This is a genomic window from Sphingomonas crocodyli (assembly GCF_004005865.1).
Taxonomy (GTDB): Bacteria; Pseudomonadota; Alphaproteobacteria; order Sphingomonadales; family Sphingomonadaceae; genus Rhizorhabdus; species Rhizorhabdus crocodyli.
This window is the reverse complement of record NZ_SACN01000001.1, coordinates 1,210,858-1,227,115: the sequence shown is the minus strand read 5'-3', so window position 1 is coordinate 1,227,115 and position 16,258 is coordinate 1,210,858. Positions and strand designations below refer to the sequence as shown.

The following is a 16,258-nucleotide window of genomic DNA, read 5'->3' as shown; positions in this document are numbered from 1 at the left end:
GTCATGCCTTGGGCGGGGCGGCGGGATCGCGGAAGGCGGCTTCGCCCGCGTCCGAAATCTCCGCCCAGGTCGCGTCGACGGCCGGCTCCGCGACATAATTGTCGTGCCAGTTCCACCATTTGTACGGGCGGTCCTGCGGATAGCCTTCGGGCGAATCCTCCCAGATTTCCTGCCGACCCAGCGGCGTGAGATCGAGGTAGCTCCACAAGGTGCCCATCGCTTCGTCACCGCGATTGTCGATGAAATAGGTGCGGAAGATCGCGTCGCCATCGCGGATGAACACATTGTGCCCGTGCCATTCGTCGACGCCGAAGTCCGCGTCGAAAGCGTCGGTGATCGTGTACCAGGGGATCTGCCCCCACCCCATGCGCGCCTTGAGCCGCGCGATATCGGGCTGCGGCGCGCGTGAGGCATAGACCAATGTGGTGTCGCGCTGATGCAGATGGGTCAGGTTCGATACCTGATCGGCCACCATCGAACATCCGCGGCAAGCATGATCCGGCCAGCCGAATACGCCGGGTTCGAAGAAGGCGCGATAGACGATCAGCTGCCGCCGCCCCGCGAACAGATCGAGCAGGCTGACCGGTCCGTCCGGCCCTTCGAACCTGTAATCCTTTTCGATCGCCATCCACGGCATGCGGCGGCGTTCGGCGGCCAGCGCGTCGCGGGCGCGGACATGCGCCTTTTCCTTGATCAGCATCGCGGCGCGCGCCTCGCGCCACGCCTCCGGGGAGACGATGGGCGGATGATTGGCCGGAAGATCGTGCTGCATGATCGCGCCCCCGCTCAGCTCTGTTCGCCGGAAATCTCGCCGATCCGCGCAACCACGCCGATCCAGCCGCCGCTCATATTGGTATAAGCGGTCTCGTTGCGCGGCAGGACGAAGCCCGAATGGACGACGCGCAGCCGCGTGCCATCCGCCTGCGGCTCCAGCGTCAGCGACACGACGGTGTCGAGCAGCGAACCATAGCCGACATTGTCCGCATGCCCGCCCCGCCAGCTATAGGCCAGGCAGCGATTGGGCACGACTTCGACGACCTCGCACTGGATCGTCCCGTCCCATTCGCCCGCCGCGCTCGTCTGATAGGTGAAGCGATTGCCGACGACCGGTTCGAACCCCACCGGCGTCATCCGCAGCCAGCGCGCCATCAGATCGGGCCGGATCAGCGCCGCCCAGATCGTCTCTGGCGAATGCGGAAACACCTCGTCGACCACGATCTCGCGGGTTGCGGCCTGCACGTTCACATCGGTCACGGATCGATCTCCTTCAGCAGGGCGCGCAGCTCGGCAAAGCCTTCGCGCCAGAATGTCTCGTAATGGCTCAGCCAGTCGAACAGCGGCGTCAGCCCCTCGGGCCGTGCGCGATAGAAGGTCCGGCGGCCGTCGGGCCGCTCCACCGCCAGCCCGGCCTGCTTGAGGTGCCGCAGATGCTGCGACACCGCGCCCTGCGTCACCCCGCTCGTCGCGGTCAGTTCGGCGACGTTGAGTTCGGAACGCATGAGGCGTTCGAACACCGCGCGCCGCGTGGGATCGGCAAGCGCGCGCAGCACGGTATCGATCTGGGTTTGCATCATACGAATCGATTAGCATTTGCTAATATATTAGTCAAAACTAATGGATATGCACCTGGTTGCCTCCGCCGCCCCGCCCGCCTAAGAAGCCTTCATTCGCAAGGATCCGGTGCAATTCCGGATGGCTATTCCGGCCGCCGATCCGCCGGACAACATCACACATGCAACCTCTCAGCGCCCTGCGTGCGCCATGTGCCTTGATGTGGACAATCCCATGCCCTTCCTGTCGTCCTCCTATCGCCGCCAGTGGTTCGGCACCGCCGATGGTGCCCGCCGCGATATCCTCGCCGGCATCGTCGTCGCGCTCGCGCTCATTCCCGAAGCGATCGGCTTTTCGATCATCGCCGGGGTCGATCCGCGCGTCGGCCTCTACGCATCGGTCGCGATCGCGATCATGATCGCTTTCATCGGCGGGCGGCCGGGCATGATCTCCGCCGCGACCGCCGCCGTCGCCGTCCTTGTCGGCCCGCTGGTGCGCGATCATGGCGTCGAATATCTCTTCGCCGCGACCATCCTGATGGGCCTGATCCAGATCGCGGCAGGGCTGTTGCGGCTCAATCTGGTGATGCAGTTCGTGTCGCGATCGGTGATCACCGGGTTCGTCAACGCGCTCGCCATCCTGATCTTCATGGCGCAGCTGCCGCAGCTGACCGGCGTGACGTGGCACACTTATGCGATGATCGCGGGCGGCCTCGCTATCATCTACGCGCTGCCGCGCCTCACCACCGCCGTCCCCTCCCCGCTGGTCGCGATCCTCGTGCTGAGCGCGATCAGCATCGGTATGGGCCTGCCGGTCAACACGGTCGGCGATATGGGCAAGTTGCCCGATGGCCTGCCCGGCTTCGCGCTGCCGCAGGTGCCGCTGACGCTGGAGACGCTGCGCATCATCCTGCCTTATTCGCTGGCAATGGCGGCGGTGGGCCTGCTCGAATCCCTGCTGACCGCGCAGATCGTCGACGACATGACCGATACGGACAGCGACAAGCGCGTCGAATGCGCGGGGCAAGGCGGGGCGAACATCGTCGCGGCCCTGTTCGGCGGCATGGGCGGCTGCGCGATGATCGGCCAGTCGGTGATCAACGTCACCTCGGGCGGGCGCAGCCGGCTGTCGACCTTCACCGCGGGCGTGGTGTTGCTGTTCCTGCTCGCGGTGCTCGGCCCTTGGGTGGGGCGCGTGCCGATGCCGGCGCTGGTCGCAGTGATGATCATGGTGTCGATCGGCACGTTCAGCTGGAACTCGATCCCCAATCTGCGCCGCCACCCGCCGACATCGTCGATCGTGATGCTGGCGACCGTGATCGTCGTCGTCGCGACGCGCGATCTGTCGCTGGGCGTGCTGACCGGCGTGCTGCTGTCGGGCATCTTCTTCGCCGGCAAGGTGCAGCGCATGTTCGCGGTGGAGCGCGAAGCCGCCGCCAATGGCGGGCCGATCGTCTATCGCGTGACGGGTGAGATCTTCTTCGCCTCGGTCGATCGCTTCACCCGCGCCTTCGGGCCGGAGGGCGCCGCGATCGTGACGATCGACGTCTCCGCTGCGCACTTCTGGGACATTTCGGGCGTCGGCGCGCTCGACAAGGTCGTCGCCCGCCTGCGCCGCGACGGGGCGATCGTCGAGGTGATCGGCTATAACCGCGCCAGCGCCGACATCGTCGATCGCTTCGCGCTGCACGACAAGACGGGGGTGGAGCTGGGCGCGGTTCCGCATTGATAGGATAAAGCGCGGCGGCATTGCTCCCGCCGCCTGCCCGGCTATCCTCCCGCGCAAATGCATAAAGGAGAGCCCGCATGAACCCCTGCCCCAACCGCCTCAACAATAAGGTCGCGATCGTCACGGCGGGGGCGGGGCGGATCGGATCGGCGGTGGTGCGGCGGCTGATCGGTGAAGGTGCGAAGGTGGCGGTCGTCGATCTGCGCGGCGATGCGGCGCAAGCGGTGGCCGATCTGCACGGCGACGCCGCGATCGGCCTCGCCTGCGACATGGCTGACGTGAAACAGGTCGAGGCGATGGTGGCCGCCACGATCGATCGCTTCGGGCGGCTCGACATCCTCCACAACAATGCCGCCTTCCCCAGCAAGGGGGACGGCACCGCGATCGACACATCGTTCGAGCTGTGGGACGCCAGCATGGCGGTGAGCCTGCGCGGTTATTTCGCCGCGGCGAAGTACGCGATCCCGCACATGATCGCGGGCGGCGGCGGATCGATCATCAACACCACGTCGTGCGCCGGGCTGGCGGGCGATGTCGCACGCATCGCCTATGCCACCGCAAAGGCCGGCATCCTGGGCTTCACCCAGTCGGTCGCGACCCAGCACGGGCATCAGCGCATCCGTTGCAACGCGATCGCCCCCGGCCTGATCGCCGATGAAGGGATGCGCGCGATGATGCCCGGCTATATCGACATGTTCGCGCGCCACATCGCGCTCCCGTTCGTCGGCGAGGGCGACGACATCGCCGCGATGGTCGCCTTCCTCGCCTCCGACGACGCGCGCTACATTACCGGCGAATGCTACCGCGTCGACGGCGGCTATCTGGCGCGCCAGCCGCTGGCGTCCGACCTGCGCGACGCGGGTTAACGCACCTGCTTCGCCTGCTTGTGGAGCCGGCGCGCATTGTCGATCAGCGCCACGCCGTCCGGCCCCCACATCAGCCGCATCAGCCGCCGTTCGAACGGCCCCTGCTGGAGCAGCCAGAACAGCGGCATCGCCAGATAGCGCGCCGCCACCGCGACCGCGCTTTTCACCGGCCCCAGCCCCGCATTGTGCCGCGCCTTTGCGGGCAGCGCGCCCAGGATCGGTAGCTTGAACATCGCGAACTGGATCATCAGCGGCAGGATCGCGCGAACCTGCGTCTTGTGGAAATTGCGCTTCATCGTCTCGGCCGAAAGCTGCGGGAAATTCTGGCCGGTCGCGGGGATGGTGTCGATCGTGTCGCTATGCCCGAACAGATGGTCGTATTTGCGGTAGAGCGCGCGCAACTGCGCCATGTCCTGCGGAATCTCCGCCTCCGGCGCGCCGACAAGGCGGAGATAGGCGCCCACCTCGCGCACATATTGGTCGCGCTTCGCCTTGGGCAGGCGGCGCGGCAGCCAGAAACCGCGAAAGGCGAACGCCTCATACATGCGCAGGATCGGGTGCATTTCGGTCAGCGCGGCCCACATCGCCTCGCGCGGTTCGGCGGCCGCATAGCCGCCCAGGTCGGGCGCGCCGATATCGATCACGTCGCCCGCGACCCTCTTGTGCACGCGGTGCAGGTGATCGGCCATCTTGCGCGCGGTCGCCCCGTCGCCCAGCCACATCGGCGCATGCATCCCCGAATTGCGCTGGAACCGTTCGAAGGCATCGAAATAGGTCAACGTCCCGTCGCGCGCCTTGCGCGACAGCGGATCATGATCGCGGATGCCCGCCGCGATCGGCTTGTAGGTAAGCTGCATCAGCGACTGCCCGATGCTCTCCAGCACGATAACCGCCGGATGGAGCAGCACGTCCCACGCCACGCTGCCCGGCCCGAACAGCCCGTAATCGGGCGCGCCATCCGGCCCGGTCGGGGCGCCCGCGGGCACCGGCTCACCAAAGCGCCGCCAGCGTCGCTCGGTCCCCATCAGCTTTTCGGTCGACAGGATATTGTCGACGACGCGCGTGTTCGCCTCCGCCGTGCTCATTGGCCCTCTCCTCCGCTCCCCGACTCAATTCCCGGTCGGGAATATACTTGCCTTATCGATGCGGACGGGGCGATAGGTCAACCCTGGGAAACGGATGGGCGGATATGGCGGCGGCGCGGCGATCACCGGGGAACAGGGCGGGGCTCGATCTCGCGCGGATCATCACGGCGGCGCGCGAGATCGCGCCCGACGCGCTGTCGATGCAGGCGGTGGCGGACGTGCTGGGCGTCGATCGCAAGGCGCTCAACTATCATGTCGGCGATCGCGAAACCCTGCTCGGCCTGATCGCGCAGGAAAGTTTTGCCAGCAGCTTTTCGGGGGTCGAGATCGCTGCGCATGCCGACTGGCGGGAGGCGTGCCGCATCTATGGCCGCGGCTATGCGCAGGCGGTGATCGTCACCGGATCGCACGCGCGCCACCTGCCCCCGCACCACGCGCTCGCCGGCCGCTTCCTCGCGACGACCGAGGCGCTGCTGCTCAAGCTGACAGATGCGGGCTTCGATGATGCGGCGGCGGTGCGCAGTCTCGCCTTGCTCACCAACATCTGCCACGCCTTCGCCCGCGACGCCGAAACCAGCCGCACCAACCCGGCCAACACGCGCATCAACCTGCTGCTCGGCAGCCTTTCCAGCCACGGCGAGGCCGCCTTCCCCAATCTGGCGCGCATCACCGAAGGCGGCATAGACACCTATGGCGACGCCCAGCTCGACTTCGCGATCGAGACCTGCATCGCGGGGATGGCGGCGCGGTTGGGGGATGCCACCGAATGATGTGGCGAGCGTCAGGCGCGGCGCTGATCGCGCTGATCGTCGGCGCGGCGTTCTGGATCATGGGTTCGGCAATCGTCTTCGACAGGTCCGGGCAGGTTGCGTCCGCAGCCATTACGAGCGGAGGCCCACCCGCCCAGCCTCTCCACGTCTTACCGTTCGGCCTTTTCTACGCCGTTCCACAGCATGACGGGACGATCGAAATCACATGCCGTGACGGCTCGCGCGCCCGGTGGGGATATGTCAGCGGCTATGTCCACACATGGCTTCGTGTCGAGAAGGGGCAAGGCTGTAGGGACGTCGCGAACGACAGCGCATTGGGTGGCCGCGCCGCCCCTTAAAACACCTTCCCTTCCCAGCGTGCCTCGCGCGCTTTTTCGTCCAGGTAGCGGCTGAGCGCGAGGGCGGCGATCAGGGTTGCAGGAGCGATGGCGTGGCTCCATTCGCCGGCGACCAGCAGGGTCGCGATCGCGCCCGCCATCGCGAGCGCCGCCAGCACGCGCCCCAGATCGCGGGTGCGCAGCGGGACGAGCAGCATCGCGGCGGTCAGCTCGATCGTGCCGGTCAGATAATGGAAGCCCGCCGGATAGCCCCAGCGCGCATAATCGGCGCGCACCGATGCGGGCGGGAACAGGTTCGCGATCCCGCCGACCAGGAAGAAGGCGATCAACCCCGCGATCAGCAGAGCGCGCAGCAGGGATCGGGGCGTGCGGGGAAAGATCATGTCGGCTCCTTGGCTTGTGCGCGGCGCTTGCCGCCGGGGTCCGACGGCTTCATAGAACCTCAACCAAGGTTGAGGTCAAGGACAATCGCGATGGCGGTCAAAACCGCGCTGACGGTGGGCGATGTGGCGAAACGCAGCGGCGTGCCCGTATCGACGATCCACTTTTACGAGGCGGAGGGGCTGATCCACGGCTGGCGCACCGCGGGCAACCAGCGGCGCTACGAACGCGCCGTCCTGCGCTACGTCGCGTTGATCCAGGTGTCGCAGCGGGTCGGCCTGTCGCTGCGCACGATCAAGGATTTCTTCGCCACGATCCCCACCGATCGCGTGCTTTCCGCGCAGGACTGGCACCGCCTGGCCGAGCCGTGGCGCGCGTTGATCGACGCGCGGATCGAAACGCTGCGCCGCCTGCGCGACGAGGTCGACAGTTGCATCGGCTGCGGCTGCCTCTCGCTCACCGATTGCCCGCTACGCAACCCGGAGGACCGGCTGGCCGGGCAAGGCGCGGGGCCACGCATATTGATGCGGCCGCCTGCGAAATCGCTTTGATCAACAGGCCCGGTGATAGGCGTTGAGCCACAGCTCCGCCGCCGTTTCCGACGTGAAGACGCCGTGGGTCGCCGGGTTGAAGCCGCGCTTCATCTGCATCTTTACCAGGCTGGAGGCGACGATGATCGCGGCGCGTTCGGGCGGGCGATACATGCGGCACATCGCGGTGTGGAGCATGCCGGCGACTTCGGGCGCCTGCACCGGCGCATCGCGCAGGTCGACCAGGGTGCGTGACGGCTGCCCGCTGCGCCGCGCCTCGATCAACACCGCCTCGAACTCACGGATATGCGCCGCGACATGTTCGACCGACCAGAATCCCCGGCCGACCACCTTGATCAGGTTCTGCACCCGATCGACCGCGATGGTGAGAACACCCCGCGAAGATAGAGCGGATGGATCCGGCGATGTGTGAACGCTGGCAGTCTGCATGGCGAAGTCCCTCAACTTCACCCGGCGGTGCCTCCGTCTCCCTAAGGATTGGTGGACCGGCGGCGCGGAACGGGGCGAACCTCCACCAATGGATAAGGCATGAGTGATTTTAGGAGGTGGATTGGAGCCTGATTGGGCAATAGCGCAGACCGGAGACGAAGATTAGCATGCGCTAATGACCGATCATCTCTTCACATTCATTTGCGAGTTCGAAGGTGGCACTTATGCCTCGCAGGTTCAGGCACTCAATGCCCATCATGCTTTGATGGAATGGGGAAAGTCGCTTCGGCATAGCCGCCCGATGGGCGACCGGGCCGAGATCATTGCCGATGCCGCATTCGACGAAGACGAGCCCCCAACGCCGCTAGATGGCTTGGACAATGTGTGGTGCTGGACTACGGAAATCGACGGTCGGCTTCTGCTTGCCAACATCGTGCGAACCCTTGGCCGGTCGAACGTGCATCCATGACACCATCCGAAGCGTTCGAAAGCCTCTCTCTTTCGCTCATCGGCCTGCCGATCAGCTATATCTGGCGCGGCTACGGCTCTGCACTTTTCGTAGAGTGCGGCGAATTGCATCCTCTCCTCAATCGGGTTGGGTCGCCGGGTCATCCTGAAGGCGATGTCTCGTTAGCCGTCGAATGGAGTTGGCGCATCGAGGACGAGAACGCGATCCGATGCGGAAGCTGGAGTGAAGAAGACCTTTGGGAGCCAGCCTTCGATACGCTGCGAAACACACGCATTGCCCGATGTGAGTTGTTCGGCGCGTTACCCGAGATCGTGATCACCAACGATCGCGGCACTCGTTTTCTGTCTTTCTCAACCACAGACGGGCAGCCCAAATGGCACTTGGTGGACCGACGAAGCGGTCCATCACGCTGGTTCAGCGTTCGAGACGGGAAGCTGCATCTCGGGGACGGCAGCGAGCCTGTGGTCTAAGTACCGCCCCCCTAAACCACCACCGTCCCCAGCCGCGCCGCCGCCGTCAGGTAGCCGCGCATGCCCTGTGCCGCGCGGTCGGTGAGTTCGATGAAGACGCGGCGGCCGTCGAGGGGGTCGGCGATGCGTTTGAAGAGGCCCGCGTCGGTCAGCTGGCGGATCCAGCGCAGCGCGGTCGTCGCGGGGACGGCGGAGGCGATGCACAGGCTGGAGACGGCGACCGGGCGCTGTTCGATCCGCGATGCGGTGAGATCGAGCAGCATGTCCCACGCGGGATCGGCGAACAGTTCGTTGCCGAAAAACTGATCGCGCAGGCGGCGGGCGCGGATCATCGCGCGGATCGCAGGGGCATCGGCCGGTTCGATCGTCGCGCCATCCTCCGCCGGGATCGGCGGCGGCGAGGCGCGTTCGCGCACACCCGTCGGCTGCACCTCGTCCGACAGCCGCGCGAGGGTGCGCGCGATGCGGCCCACCTCCTCGCTCAATTTCTGGAGCCGCGCCTGCCCGCCGTCCGATTTGACGTCGTGCAGCACGGTGCGCGGCCGCGCGAGCATTTCGGCCACCGCCAGCGCGCGTTCGGCCGGTTGCGGGGTCGCGAGCAGAGCGACGCCCGGCTGTTTGATCCGCGCCGCCGCCAGATCGATCAGGGCCGGCGCGACCGTGACGACGCTGGCATGGTGGCCCATCTCCGCCTCGGCATCGAGCCGGTCGAGCAGGCGATCGAGCGCGTCGCCATGATCGGCGGTGACATCGACGACGACCAGATCGGTCGACACCTGGATATTGAGCCGGTCGATCGCCGCCGCGATCGGCAAAGCGGCGGCGACGCGCGCGCCTGCATGCGTGGCGCTGCGCGTCGCGGCGGCGATGCCGGCGTCGCTGTCGCCAAATATCAGAACGGTCGGCGAATCATCCCAATCGGCCATGCTTCTTCTCCGCCGAAGCCAGCGGATCGCCCCCGATCCGTACTGACATCCCTGTTCGGCTTTCGTTCCAGAATAGCAGCCATATCGGACATGTCAGCCCGATTGCTCGAAAATGGAGGAAGTTGCCGGCCGGTTGCCACGGACTGTCCCGCTTCGGAACATCCGTGCGCCGAGTCTCGTTCTTTGCCGGATATCAGGCGAAGAGAGGAGTGCGACGAATGTCCGGAAAATATGCGCCGCGCAACGAGCAGGGCAAACATGTGATCGCCAAGGACGACCCGCATGCCCTGCGCGTCCTCAAGGAAGAACATCACATCTTCCGCCGTCTGTTCGACGAGGCGAACCATGCTGGCGAGGATCGGCTGCTTCAGATCGCGCGCGAATTGTGCATGCGCCTGTCGGTGCACATGACGATCGAGGAGGAGATCCTCTATCCCGCACTCAAGCCCGTGATCGGCGCCGACGAGGTCGACGAGGGCATTGTCGAACATCAATCGGGGAAGCGCATCTGCGCTGAACTGGAGCAGCTGGACGGCACCGAGGAATTGTTCGCGTCCAAGGTCCATGTGCTGGGCGAGGAGACCGTCCACCATATCGACGAGGAGGACGAGGATCTGTTCGAGGACGCCAAGGAAGCGCACGAAAAGGGTAAGGTCGATCTCGACGCGCTGGGCGAGGAATTGCGCGCGCGGCAGGCCGAACTCTACGATCAGATCGCCGAGACGGGCGAGACCGGCAAGACGTGCGATGCGGTGGCCGACGAGGTGGAGCGGGTCTGACCCCGCTCCATCGCCGACCGCCCGCCCTAACCCGCCGCGCTCGATTTCCGCTCGGCCGCGGCCTCGCGGCACATGCGCGTCAGATCCTTGCGCAGGCTCGGTCCGCTCATATGCGCGAGGACGTTGGCGAAGCCTTCGCGCGACAGTGCGCGCTCGATTTCGACCATGCTGACGCAATCGCCCGATTGCGCGAGTTGATAGGCGCGTTCGATGATGTTCATCGGCGGTGGCCTCCACGCGGGCCGGGGCCGGCGCCCGGCGTCCGTTCGCGGAAGATGATGCGCCCCTTGCTCAGATCATAAGGCGTCATTTCGACATGAACCCGATCGCCGACGACCGATCGGATGCGAAATTTGCGCATCTTCCCGGCGGTATAGGCGATGATCCGATGGTCGTTTTCCAGCATCACGCCGAAACGGCCATCGGGCAGGATTTCGTCGATCTGGCCTTCCAGGACCAGCAGTTCTTCCTTCGCCAAATCAGGCGTCCTGCAGGTTGACCGCGGAGACCTTGCCGTTGCGGCCGGTTTCGAGTTCGTACTGGACGCGCTGTTCCTTTTCGAGGGTGCGCATGCCCGCGCGCTCGACCGCGGTGATGTGGACGAATGCGTCCGCGCCGCCTTCGTCGGGCGCGATGAAGCCATAGCCCTTGTCGGCATTGAAGAATTTGACGATGCCGGTGATCATGAAGTCGTTCCTTTCGAAATAGGGATGGCGCGATCGAACCCGATCGCGCGGTAAGGCTGGAGGAAGCCGCGCCGGATCAACCGACGCTGGCGGTTTTCTCGGCTTCGCGCGCCTCGCGCAGGCGATCGGCGTAGAGCAACTGTTCGGCCAGTGCGCGCCACGCGCTTTCGGCGCGCAGATGCCGTTCGCGGACATTCTCGAGTTGGGTGCGTTCGGCCTCGCGCGCGCATTCGGCGGCGCGCGCCAGATAGAAGTCGCTCGTGCTGCTCATCGTAACCGCGCGATCAGCCGACGATCCGGGCGACGCGCGGCGTCTCTATCGGCTGGCGATGGGGAAGATGATCGATGCCCATAAGGGGCTCCCTGGCTTGCAAGCGGGAGCGCCTATGTCTCTCAGCCGTCGGTGGCTCACTGGATGGATGCCGACGATGCCGCGTCCATAGCACGTCCGATCCCAAATGCCTAATTTCCTGAGCCGGATGCGCCTTTTCCGGGCAGTAACCTCGCCACATATACGCCGTCACCCCGGGCTTGACCCGGGGGCCCGCTTTAAACCGAAGCAGGAAGAAGAAGCGGGACCCCGGATCAAGTCCGGGGTGACGCATTCTTGTTATCCGCGGGTGCCGAAGCCGATGTCGAGGAAGCTTGGCATCGGGCCGTTCCAGCCATCGTCGGGACCATCATCGGCGAATTCGTCGCGGCGGCCACGGCCGCGGCGATCGTCGTCGCGGCGCGGGCGGCGATCTTCGCGCGGCGCCTGTGCTTCGCGGGGAGGACGCGGTTCGCGCGGAGCCTGGGGCGCTTCGGCCTTCTTCTCCTCGCGCTTGTCTTCACGCTTATCGTCACGGGCACCACCGCGCGGCTTGCGGCCGCGGCCACGCGGCGCTTCGGCCGCCGGCTCCTCGTGCGTGTCGGCCGGCGCGCGCCCGATCCGCTCGATCGCCCCACCGGTCAGCTTCTCGATCGCCTCGATCGCCTCGGCGTCATCCGGGGTGACGAGCGTAAACGCCTTGCCCGTCGCGCCGCCGCGACCGGTACGGCCGATGCGGTGGACATAATCGTCCGGATGCCACGGCACGTCGAAGTTGAAGACGTGGCTGACGCCCTTGATGTCCAGACCGCGCGCCGCGACATCGGACGCGACGAGGATATTGATCTCGCCCGCCTTGAACCGTTCGAGTTCACGCAGACGTTCGGGCTGCTCCATGTCGCCGTGGATCTGCCCCGCCTTGAAGCCGTGGCGAGCCAGGCTCTGCGCCAGTTCGCGCACCGTCGTCTTGCGGTTCGAAAAGATGATCGCGGTGTTCACGTCATCCGCGTTGAGCAGACCGCGCAGCGTCTCGCGCTTGCCCCGGCTCGACGTTTCGACCAGCCGCTGCTCGATCGCGAGATTCTTCGACGCGGGGCGCGAAACCTCGATCTGCTTGGGGTTGGTCAGGAATTTGTCGGCCAGCTTCTTGATCGGCGCGGGCATCGTCGCGGAGAAGAGAAGCGTCTGCCGCTGCGCGGGCAGCTTGGTGCAGATTTCCTCGATGTCCGGGATGAAGCCCATGTCGAGCATGCGATCGGCTTCGTCGATCACCAGCAGCGAACAGCCGTTGAGCATGATCTTGCCGCGGCCGAACAGGTCCATCAGGCGGCCCGGCGTCGCGATCAGCACGTCGACGCCCTTTTCAAGCGCGGCGACCTGATCGCTCATGTTCACGCCGCCGATCAGCAGCGCCATGTTGAGCTTGTGATACTTGCCGTATTTCTCGAAATTCTCGGCAACCTGCGCGGCGAGTTCGCGCGTCGGCTCGAGGATCAGCGATCGCGGCATGCGCGCGCGGGTGCGGCCGTGCGCCAGGATGTCGATCATCGGCAGGACGAAACTGGCGGTCTTGCCGGTGCCCGTCTGGGCGATCCCGATCAGATCCTTCATCATCAGGACGGGCGGGATCGCCTGCGCCTGAATCGGGGTCGGCTCGGTATAGCCAGACTCCTCGACGGCGCGGAGAAGTTCGTCGGAAAGGCCGAGATCGGCGAAGGACATTCAGGGTTCCGGAAATAGGCGGTACGGCGCACCGCATCAAAGCGCCGCTGCGCTTGGGCGCGAAGGCCCGATTTGTCAAGGCTTACAGGGCTGTTCGGCGGCCATTTTACGCGGTGTCCGACAGGCGGTCAGCACGGAATTTGCCGCGGTGGGATGAACCCGCCCCCTATCCACATTATATTTCCATTCGAAGGCGGACGCAGTAGGAGCGCCGCAGACACGCGCCCGCCGCACGCAAGATTGTATCAAGGACCGTTCCATGCCGCATTATCGTTCCCGCACCAGCACCCACGGCCGCAACATGGCCGGCGCGCGCGGGCTGTGGCGCGCCACCGGCATGAAGGACGAGGATTTCGGCAAGCCGATCATCGCGGTCGTCAATTCGTTCACGCAATTCGTGCCCGGCCACGTCCACCTGAAGGATCTGGGCCAGCTTGTCGCGCGCGAGATCGAGGCGGCGGGCGGCGTCGCCAAGGAGTTCAACACGATCGCGGTCGATGACGGGATCGCGATGGGGCATGACGGCATGCTCTATTCGCTGCCCAGCCGCGATCTGATCGCCGACAGCGTCGAATATATGGTCAACGCGCACACCGCCGACGCGATGGTGTGCATCTCCAACTGCGACAAGATCACGCCGGGCATGCTGATGGCGGCGATGCGGCTCAACATCCCCGCCATCTTCGTGTCGGGCGGGCCGATGGAGGCCGGCAAGGCCGACATTCATGGCCAGACGATCGCGCTCGATCTGGTCGACGCGATGGTCGCCGCCGCCGACGAAAGCTATACCGACGAAGAGGTGAAGGTCATCGAACGATCGGCCTGCCCCACCTGCGGCAGCTGTTCGGGCATGTTCACCGCCAATTCGATGAACTGCCTCACCGAAGCGCTGGGCCTCTCGCTGCCCGGCAACGGTTCGGTCCTCGCCACCCATGCCGATCGCGAGAAGCTGTTCCGCGAGGCAGGGCACACGATCGTCGATCTCGCGCGCCGCTGGTATGAGCAGGAGGACGCCTCCGCCCTGCCCCGCAGCATCGCCAGCTTCGCCGCGTTCGAAAATGCGATGAGCCTCGACATCGCGATGGGCGGATCGACCAACACGGTCCTCCACCTGCTCGCCGCCGCTTATGAAGGCGAAGTCGCCTTCACGATGGCCGATATCGACCGGCTGTCGCGCCGTGTGCCGTGCCTGTGCAAGGTCGCGCCCGCCAAGCAGGACGTCCATATGGAAGACGTCCACCGCGCCGGCGGCATCATGGCGATCCTGGGCCAGCTGGAGCGCGCCGGCCTGCTCGACACCAGCCTGCCCACCGTCCACGCGCCGACGATGGCCGACGCCATCAACCGCTGGGACATCAGCCGCACCAACAGCGAGAGCGTGCAGGAATTCTACAAGGCCGCGCCGGGCGGCGTGCGCACCACGGTGGCGTTCAGCACCAGCAACCGCTGGAAGGAGCTCGACACCGATCGCGAGACGGGCGTGATCCGCAGCGCCGAGCACCCCTTCTCGAAGGATGGCGGCCTCGCCGTCCTGTTCGGCAACCTCGCCCCCGAAGGCTGCATCGTGAAGACCGCGGGCGTCGATGAGAGCATCCTGAAGTTCAACGGCACCGCGCGCGTCTACGAAAGCCAGGACGCATCGGTCGCGGGCATCCTGGGCAACGAAGTGAAGGCCGGCGACGTGGTGGTGATCCGCTACGAAGGGCCGAAGGGCGGGCCGGGCATGCAGGAAATGCTCTATCCGACCAGCTATCTGAAGTCGAAGGGCCTCGGCAAAGCCTGCGCGCTGATCACCGACGGACGCTTTTCGGGCGGCACGTCCGGCCTGTCGATCGGCCATGTCTCGCCCGAGGCGGCCGAAGGCGGGCTGATCGCTCTGGTCGAAACCGGCGATCCGATCGTGATCGACATCCCGAACCGCGTCATCAAGCTCGACGTCGACGACGCGGTGCTCGCCGCCCGGCACGCCGACATGGAAGCGCGCGGCAAGAAGGCGTGGAAGCCGTTCGGCCGCAAGCGCAACGTCTCGCCGGCGCTGCGGGCCTATGCCGCGCTCACCACCAACGCCGCCAAGGGCGCGGTGCGCGACGTGAGCCAGGTCGAAAAGGACTGACCTTATCGGGCGTCGTCGCTCAGACGGCGACGCCCAGCAGGCTCGGCGGGGCGAGGTTCACCTCGTTCTGGACGATCTCGACGATATCGTCGATCCGCGTCTCGCAGCCCGGAAACTGGCCGAGATAGTGGATCGTCCAGTTGCAGCCGGTCGCACTCTCGCTCGCGGTCGGCTTTGGCATGGGAATGATGATCTTGCGGTCGCTCGCCGCCTGCACCGCCTCATCCGCATCGACGCGGGCCTGCACCATCGCCTGAATCTCGGCACCCGAAGCCAGATCACGCATGGCAATCTCCTACCACCAACACGCCCCCGGTGTGCGGGAAACGGCGGAATGGCGGCTCCGTTCCGGCGGGGCGATCAATCCGCGCTGACGTAGATCCACGCGGTCGTCGCGCCAGTGTCGGTTTCGATCGATGCGACGACGCGGGCATAGCCATCGCCTTCGAAATCATCGAGCCGCGCCCAGTGTGCGGGAAGGTCTGCGGAGTCGAGCAGGTGGACGGGCACAGCATCCCCGGCGGGATCGAGGATCAGCGCGGGATAGCCGAAATCGGCGCCCCAGCCCTTTTGCACCAGCCGCCCACGCACGATCCCCCCGCGCCAGGTTCCACGCAGATCGGCGAGTTCGTGATGATTGGCGCGGCCCGGCGCCAGCGTGCCGTACACGGCGAGGCGGCAGTCGACGTCCGCGATCAATCCTTGGGCACCAGCTTGCGGAAGCGATCGATCTCGCACTGCGCGCCCGAACGGGTGCGGATGACGTCGCGATCCGAACAGATGCGGCCGTCGTGGGTCGGCTTCATGTAGAAGCCCGAATAATAATCGAGCGCGGGGCAATTGGAGGAGAAGCGCGCGCGCAGCCGATCGCCGCTTTTGGTGACGAGGTCGATCGCGTCGTCCGTCACCACCGCGGCGCCCGCGATCTGCGACAGGGCGACGCATTTCGGCCCCTTCTTCTCTTTCCACTTGAGCGGCTTCTGCGCGGTGGCGCGGCGTTTGATGATCAGGGTCTGCTGGATCGTGACCTGCGCGAATTCCTGTTGCGCAGGCGTCGGCGAGACCGGCGCCATCACGGCGCCCG

24 protein-coding genes and 1 other annotated feature are annotated in these 16,258 nt (G+C 65.9%); of the genes, 9 read left to right on the top strand and 15 right to left on the bottom strand.

The annotated features are described in order from the left end of the window. Window position 1: 1 nt before the first annotated feature. From EOD43_RS05755 to EOD43_RS05745, 3 genes are read right to left on the bottom strand one after another with little or no spacing between them, the layout of a single operon-like run. A complete protein-coding gene (locus EOD43_RS05755) occupies window positions 2–772 on the bottom strand; it encodes a DUF899 domain-containing protein (RefSeq protein ID WP_127741926.1) in 771 nt (256 codons plus the stop codon). A gap of 14 nt (window positions 773–786) precedes the next feature. Continuing rightward, the gene (locus EOD43_RS05750) at window positions 787–1,254 is read right to left on the bottom strand and encodes an SRPBCC family protein (protein ID WP_127741924.1); all 468 of its coding nucleotides are present in this window, start codon (window positions 1,252–1,254) and stop codon (window positions 787–789) included. After that, entirely contained in the window at window positions 1,251–1,571 is a 321-nt protein-coding gene (locus tag EOD43_RS05745; protein WP_240653095.1) for an ArsR/SmtB family transcription factor, read from the bottom strand. Before EOD43_RS05745 ends, EOD43_RS05750 begins: the two co-directional genes overlap by 4 nt. 99 nt (window positions 1,572–1,670) lie before the next feature. Then, window positions 1,671–1,726: a sequence feature (sul1 is cis-regulatory element that is thought to sense ions involved in sulfur or methionine metabolism; They are found in Alphaproteobacteria), on the top strand. A 59-nt stretch (window positions 1,727–1,785) separates the two neighbouring features. Here EOD43_RS05745 and EOD43_RS05740 point away from each other — a divergent pair. Further along, window positions 1,786–3,279 carry a SulP family inorganic anion transporter gene (locus tag EOD43_RS05740; RefSeq protein ID WP_127744642.1) on the top strand — a complete coding sequence of 498 codons (1,494 nt, stop codon included), beginning with the start codon at window positions 1,786–1,788 and terminating at the stop codon, window positions 3,277–3,279. A 77-nt stretch (window positions 3,280–3,356) separates the two neighbouring features. Then, window positions 3,357–4,145, top strand: a complete 789-nt coding sequence (locus EOD43_RS05735) for an SDR family NAD(P)-dependent oxidoreductase (protein ID WP_127741920.1) — start codon at window positions 3,357–3,359, stop codon at window positions 4,143–4,145. Here EOD43_RS05735 and EOD43_RS05730 read toward each other — a convergent pair. Further along, window positions 4,142–5,230, bottom strand: coding sequence for an oxygenase MpaB family protein (locus EOD43_RS05730; protein WP_206363491.1), 1,089 nt, complete (start codon window positions 5,228–5,230; stop codon window positions 4,142–4,144). The genes EOD43_RS05735 and EOD43_RS05730 overlap by 4 nt on opposite strands. A gap of 104 nt (window positions 5,231–5,334) precedes the next feature. On the opposite strand from EOD43_RS05730, the gene EOD43_RS05725 reads away from it, so the two are divergent. Together EOD43_RS05725 and EOD43_RS05720 are read left to right on the top strand one after the other, a co-directional pair. Next, window positions 5,335–6,000, top strand: a complete 666-nt coding sequence (locus EOD43_RS05725; RefSeq protein ID WP_127741918.1) for a TetR/AcrR family transcriptional regulator — start codon at window positions 5,335–5,337, stop codon at window positions 5,998–6,000. Then, on the top strand, window positions 5,997–6,338 hold the full coding sequence (locus EOD43_RS05720) for a hypothetical protein (protein WP_127741916.1): 342 nt from the start codon (window positions 5,997–5,999) through the stop codon (window positions 6,336–6,338). The genes EOD43_RS05725 and EOD43_RS05720 overlap by 4 nt, the downstream gene beginning before the upstream one ends. On the opposite strand, the gene EOD43_RS05715 is transcribed toward EOD43_RS05720, so the two are convergent. Beyond that, a complete protein-coding gene (locus EOD43_RS05715) occupies window positions 6,335–6,721 on the bottom strand; it encodes a DoxX family protein (RefSeq protein ID WP_127741914.1) in 387 nt (128 codons plus the stop codon). The two genes, EOD43_RS05720 and EOD43_RS05715, sit on opposite strands and share 4 nt — an antisense overlap. A gap of 90 nt (window positions 6,722–6,811) precedes the next feature. Here EOD43_RS05715 and soxR point away from each other — a divergent pair, with 90 nt between their 5' ends. Then, on the top strand, window positions 6,812–7,270 hold the full coding sequence (gene soxR / locus EOD43_RS05710; RefSeq protein ID WP_127741912.1) for a redox-sensitive transcriptional activator SoxR: 459 nt from the start codon (window positions 6,812–6,814) through the stop codon (window positions 7,268–7,270). Here the strand turns inward: soxR and EOD43_RS05705 are convergent, their stop codons facing one another. Continuing rightward, window positions 7,271–7,699 carry a hypothetical protein gene (locus tag EOD43_RS05705; RefSeq protein WP_127741910.1) on the bottom strand — a complete coding sequence of 143 codons (429 nt, stop codon included), beginning with the start codon at window positions 7,697–7,699 and terminating at the stop codon, window positions 7,271–7,273. Window positions 7,700–7,874: 175 nt separating this feature from the next. Here EOD43_RS05705 and EOD43_RS05700 point away from each other — a divergent pair, with 175 nt between their 5' ends. Both EOD43_RS05700 and EOD43_RS05695 read left to right on the top strand, forming a co-directional pair. Next, window positions 7,875–8,168: a hypothetical protein gene (locus tag EOD43_RS05700; protein WP_127741908.1), complete on the top strand. Its 294-nt coding sequence runs from the start codon at window positions 7,875–7,877 to the stop codon at window positions 8,166–8,168. Continuing rightward, the gene (locus tag EOD43_RS05695; protein ID WP_127741906.1) at window positions 8,165–8,638 is read left to right on the top strand and encodes a hypothetical protein; all 474 of its coding nucleotides are present in this window, start codon (window positions 8,165–8,167) and stop codon (window positions 8,636–8,638) included. The genes EOD43_RS05700 and EOD43_RS05695 overlap by 4 nt, the downstream gene beginning before the upstream one ends. 11 nt (window positions 8,639–8,649) lie before the next feature. Here EOD43_RS05695 and EOD43_RS05690 read toward each other — a convergent pair whose 3' ends face one another. Further along, window positions 8,650–9,564, bottom strand: coding sequence for a winged helix DNA-binding protein (locus EOD43_RS05690; protein WP_127741904.1), 915 nt, complete (start codon window positions 9,562–9,564; stop codon window positions 8,650–8,652). 218 nt (window positions 9,565–9,782) lie between these two features. On the opposite strand from EOD43_RS05690, the gene EOD43_RS05685 reads away from it, so the two are divergent. Next, on the top strand, window positions 9,783–10,343 hold the full coding sequence (locus EOD43_RS05685) for a hemerythrin domain-containing protein (RefSeq protein WP_127741902.1): 561 nt from the start codon (window positions 9,783–9,785) through the stop codon (window positions 10,341–10,343). Between the two features lie 26 nt (window positions 10,344–10,369). Here the strand turns inward: EOD43_RS05685 and EOD43_RS05680 are convergent, their stop codons facing one another. The 5 genes from EOD43_RS05680 to EOD43_RS05660 form a co-directional block, all read right to left on the bottom strand. Further along, a complete protein-coding gene (locus EOD43_RS05680) occupies window positions 10,370–10,564 on the bottom strand; it encodes a hypothetical protein (protein WP_127741900.1) in 195 nt (64 codons plus the stop codon). After that, window positions 10,561–10,821: a translation initiation factor IF-1 gene (gene infA, locus EOD43_RS05675; protein WP_127741898.1), complete on the bottom strand. Its 261-nt coding sequence runs from the start codon at window positions 10,819–10,821 to the stop codon at window positions 10,561–10,563. The genes EOD43_RS05680 and infA overlap by 4 nt, the downstream gene beginning before the upstream one ends. A gap of 1 nt (window position 10,822) precedes the next feature. Then, window positions 10,823–11,029, bottom strand: coding sequence for a cold-shock protein (locus EOD43_RS05670; RefSeq protein WP_127741896.1), 207 nt, complete (start codon window positions 11,027–11,029; stop codon window positions 10,823–10,825). Between the two features lie 76 nt (window positions 11,030–11,105). Then, a complete protein-coding gene (locus EOD43_RS05665; RefSeq protein WP_127741894.1) occupies window positions 11,106–11,300 on the bottom strand; it encodes a hypothetical protein in 195 nt (64 codons plus the stop codon). Window positions 11,301–11,639: 339 nt separating this feature from the next. Then, window positions 11,640–13,061, bottom strand: coding sequence for a DEAD/DEAH box helicase (locus tag EOD43_RS05660; protein WP_127741892.1), 1,422 nt, complete (start codon window positions 13,059–13,061; stop codon window positions 11,640–11,642). A gap of 259 nt (window positions 13,062–13,320) precedes the next feature. Here EOD43_RS05660 and ilvD point away from each other — a divergent pair, with 259 nt between their 5' ends. After that, the gene (ilvD, locus tag EOD43_RS05655) at window positions 13,321–15,174 is read left to right on the top strand and encodes a dihydroxy-acid dehydratase (protein WP_127741890.1); all 1,854 of its coding nucleotides are present in this window, start codon (window positions 13,321–13,323) and stop codon (window positions 15,172–15,174) included. A gap of 19 nt (window positions 15,175–15,193) precedes the next feature. On the opposite strand, the gene EOD43_RS05650 is transcribed toward ilvD, so the two are convergent. The 3 genes from EOD43_RS05650 to EOD43_RS05640 all read right to left on the bottom strand — a co-directional run bounded on the left by EOD43_RS05650 (window position 15,194) and on the right by EOD43_RS05640 (window position 16,247). Beyond that, window positions 15,194–15,460, bottom strand: a complete 267-nt coding sequence (locus tag EOD43_RS05650) for a hypothetical protein (RefSeq protein WP_127741888.1) — start codon at window positions 15,458–15,460, stop codon at window positions 15,194–15,196. Between the two features lie 74 nt (window positions 15,461–15,534). Then, window positions 15,535–15,873: a gamma-glutamylcyclotransferase family protein gene (locus EOD43_RS05645; protein WP_240653094.1), complete on the bottom strand. Its 339-nt coding sequence runs from the start codon at window positions 15,871–15,873 to the stop codon at window positions 15,535–15,537. Beyond that, window positions 15,870–16,247 (bottom strand): hypothetical protein, encoded by a 378-nt coding sequence (locus EOD43_RS05640; RefSeq protein WP_240653225.1) that lies wholly within the window; start codon window positions 16,245–16,247, stop codon window positions 15,870–15,872. Before EOD43_RS05640 ends, EOD43_RS05645 begins: the two co-directional genes overlap by 4 nt. Window positions 16,248–16,258 lie beyond the last annotated feature (11 nt).

Bases quoted from the DNA above. Each gene is read 5' to 3' on its own strand.
- EOD43_RS05740 (WP_127744642.1), top strand. From the start codon at position 1,786: ATGCCCTTCCTGTCGTCCTCCTATCGCCGCCAGTGGTTCGGCACCGCC.
- EOD43_RS05680 (WP_127741900.1), bottom strand. From the start codon at position 10,564: ATGAACATCATCGAACGCGCCTATCAACTCGCGCAATCGGGCGATTGC.
- soxR (WP_127741912.1), top strand. From the start codon at position 6,812: ATGGCGGTCAAAACCGCGCTGACGGTGGGCGATGTGGCGAAACGCAGC.
- EOD43_RS05685 (WP_127741902.1), top strand. From the start codon at position 9,783: ATGTCCGGAAAATATGCGCCGCGCAACGAGCAGGGCAAACATGTGATC.
- EOD43_RS05720 (WP_127741916.1), top strand. From the start codon at position 5,997: ATGATGTGGCGAGCGTCAGGCGCGGCGCTGATCGCGCTGATCGTCGGC.
- EOD43_RS05715 (WP_127741914.1), bottom strand. From the start codon at position 6,721: ATGATCTTTCCCCGCACGCCCCGATCCCTGCTGCGCGCTCTGCTGATC.
- EOD43_RS05670 (WP_127741896.1), bottom strand. From the start codon at position 11,029: ATGATCACCGGCATCGTCAAATTCTTCAATGCCGACAAGGGCTATGGC.
- EOD43_RS05690 (WP_127741904.1), bottom strand. From the start codon at position 9,564: ATGGCCGATTGGGATGATTCGCCGACCGTTCTGATATTTGGCGACAGC.
- EOD43_RS05730 (WP_206363491.1), bottom strand. From the start codon at position 5,230: ATGAGCACGGCGGAGGCGAACACGCGCGTCGTCGACAATATCCTGTCG.
- EOD43_RS05650 (WP_127741888.1), bottom strand. From the start codon at position 15,460: ATGCGTGATCTGGCTTCGGGTGCCGAGATTCAGGCGATGGTGCAGGCC.
- EOD43_RS05705 (WP_127741910.1), bottom strand. From the start codon at position 7,699: ATGCAGACTGCCAGCGTTCACACATCGCCGGATCCATCCGCTCTATCT.
- EOD43_RS05695 (WP_127741906.1), top strand. From the start codon at position 8,165: ATGACACCATCCGAAGCGTTCGAAAGCCTCTCTCTTTCGCTCATCGGC.
- EOD43_RS05640 (WP_240653225.1), bottom strand. From the start codon at position 16,247: ATGGCGCCGGTCTCGCCGACGCCTGCGCAACAGGAATTCGCGCAGGTC.
- EOD43_RS05665 (WP_127741894.1), bottom strand. From the start codon at position 11,300: ATGAGCAGCACGAGCGACTTCTATCTGGCGCGCGCCGCCGAATGCGCG.
- ilvD (WP_127741890.1), top strand. From the start codon at position 13,321: ATGCCGCATTATCGTTCCCGCACCAGCACCCACGGCCGCAACATGGCC.
- EOD43_RS05660 (WP_127741892.1), bottom strand. From the start codon at position 13,061: ATGTCCTTCGCCGATCTCGGCCTTTCCGACGAACTTCTCCGCGCCGTC.
- EOD43_RS05745 (WP_240653095.1), bottom strand. From the start codon at position 1,571: ATGCAAACCCAGATCGATACCGTGCTGCGCGCGCTTGCCGATCCCACG.
- EOD43_RS05755 (WP_127741926.1), bottom strand. From the start codon at position 772: ATGCAGCACGATCTTCCGGCCAATCATCCGCCCATCGTCTCCCCGGAG.
- EOD43_RS05725 (WP_127741918.1), top strand. From the start codon at position 5,335: ATGGCGGCGGCGCGGCGATCACCGGGGAACAGGGCGGGGCTCGATCTC.
- EOD43_RS05700 (WP_127741908.1), top strand. From the start codon at position 7,875: ATGACCGATCATCTCTTCACATTCATTTGCGAGTTCGAAGGTGGCACT.
- EOD43_RS05735 (WP_127741920.1), top strand. From the start codon at position 3,357: ATGAACCCCTGCCCCAACCGCCTCAACAATAAGGTCGCGATCGTCACG.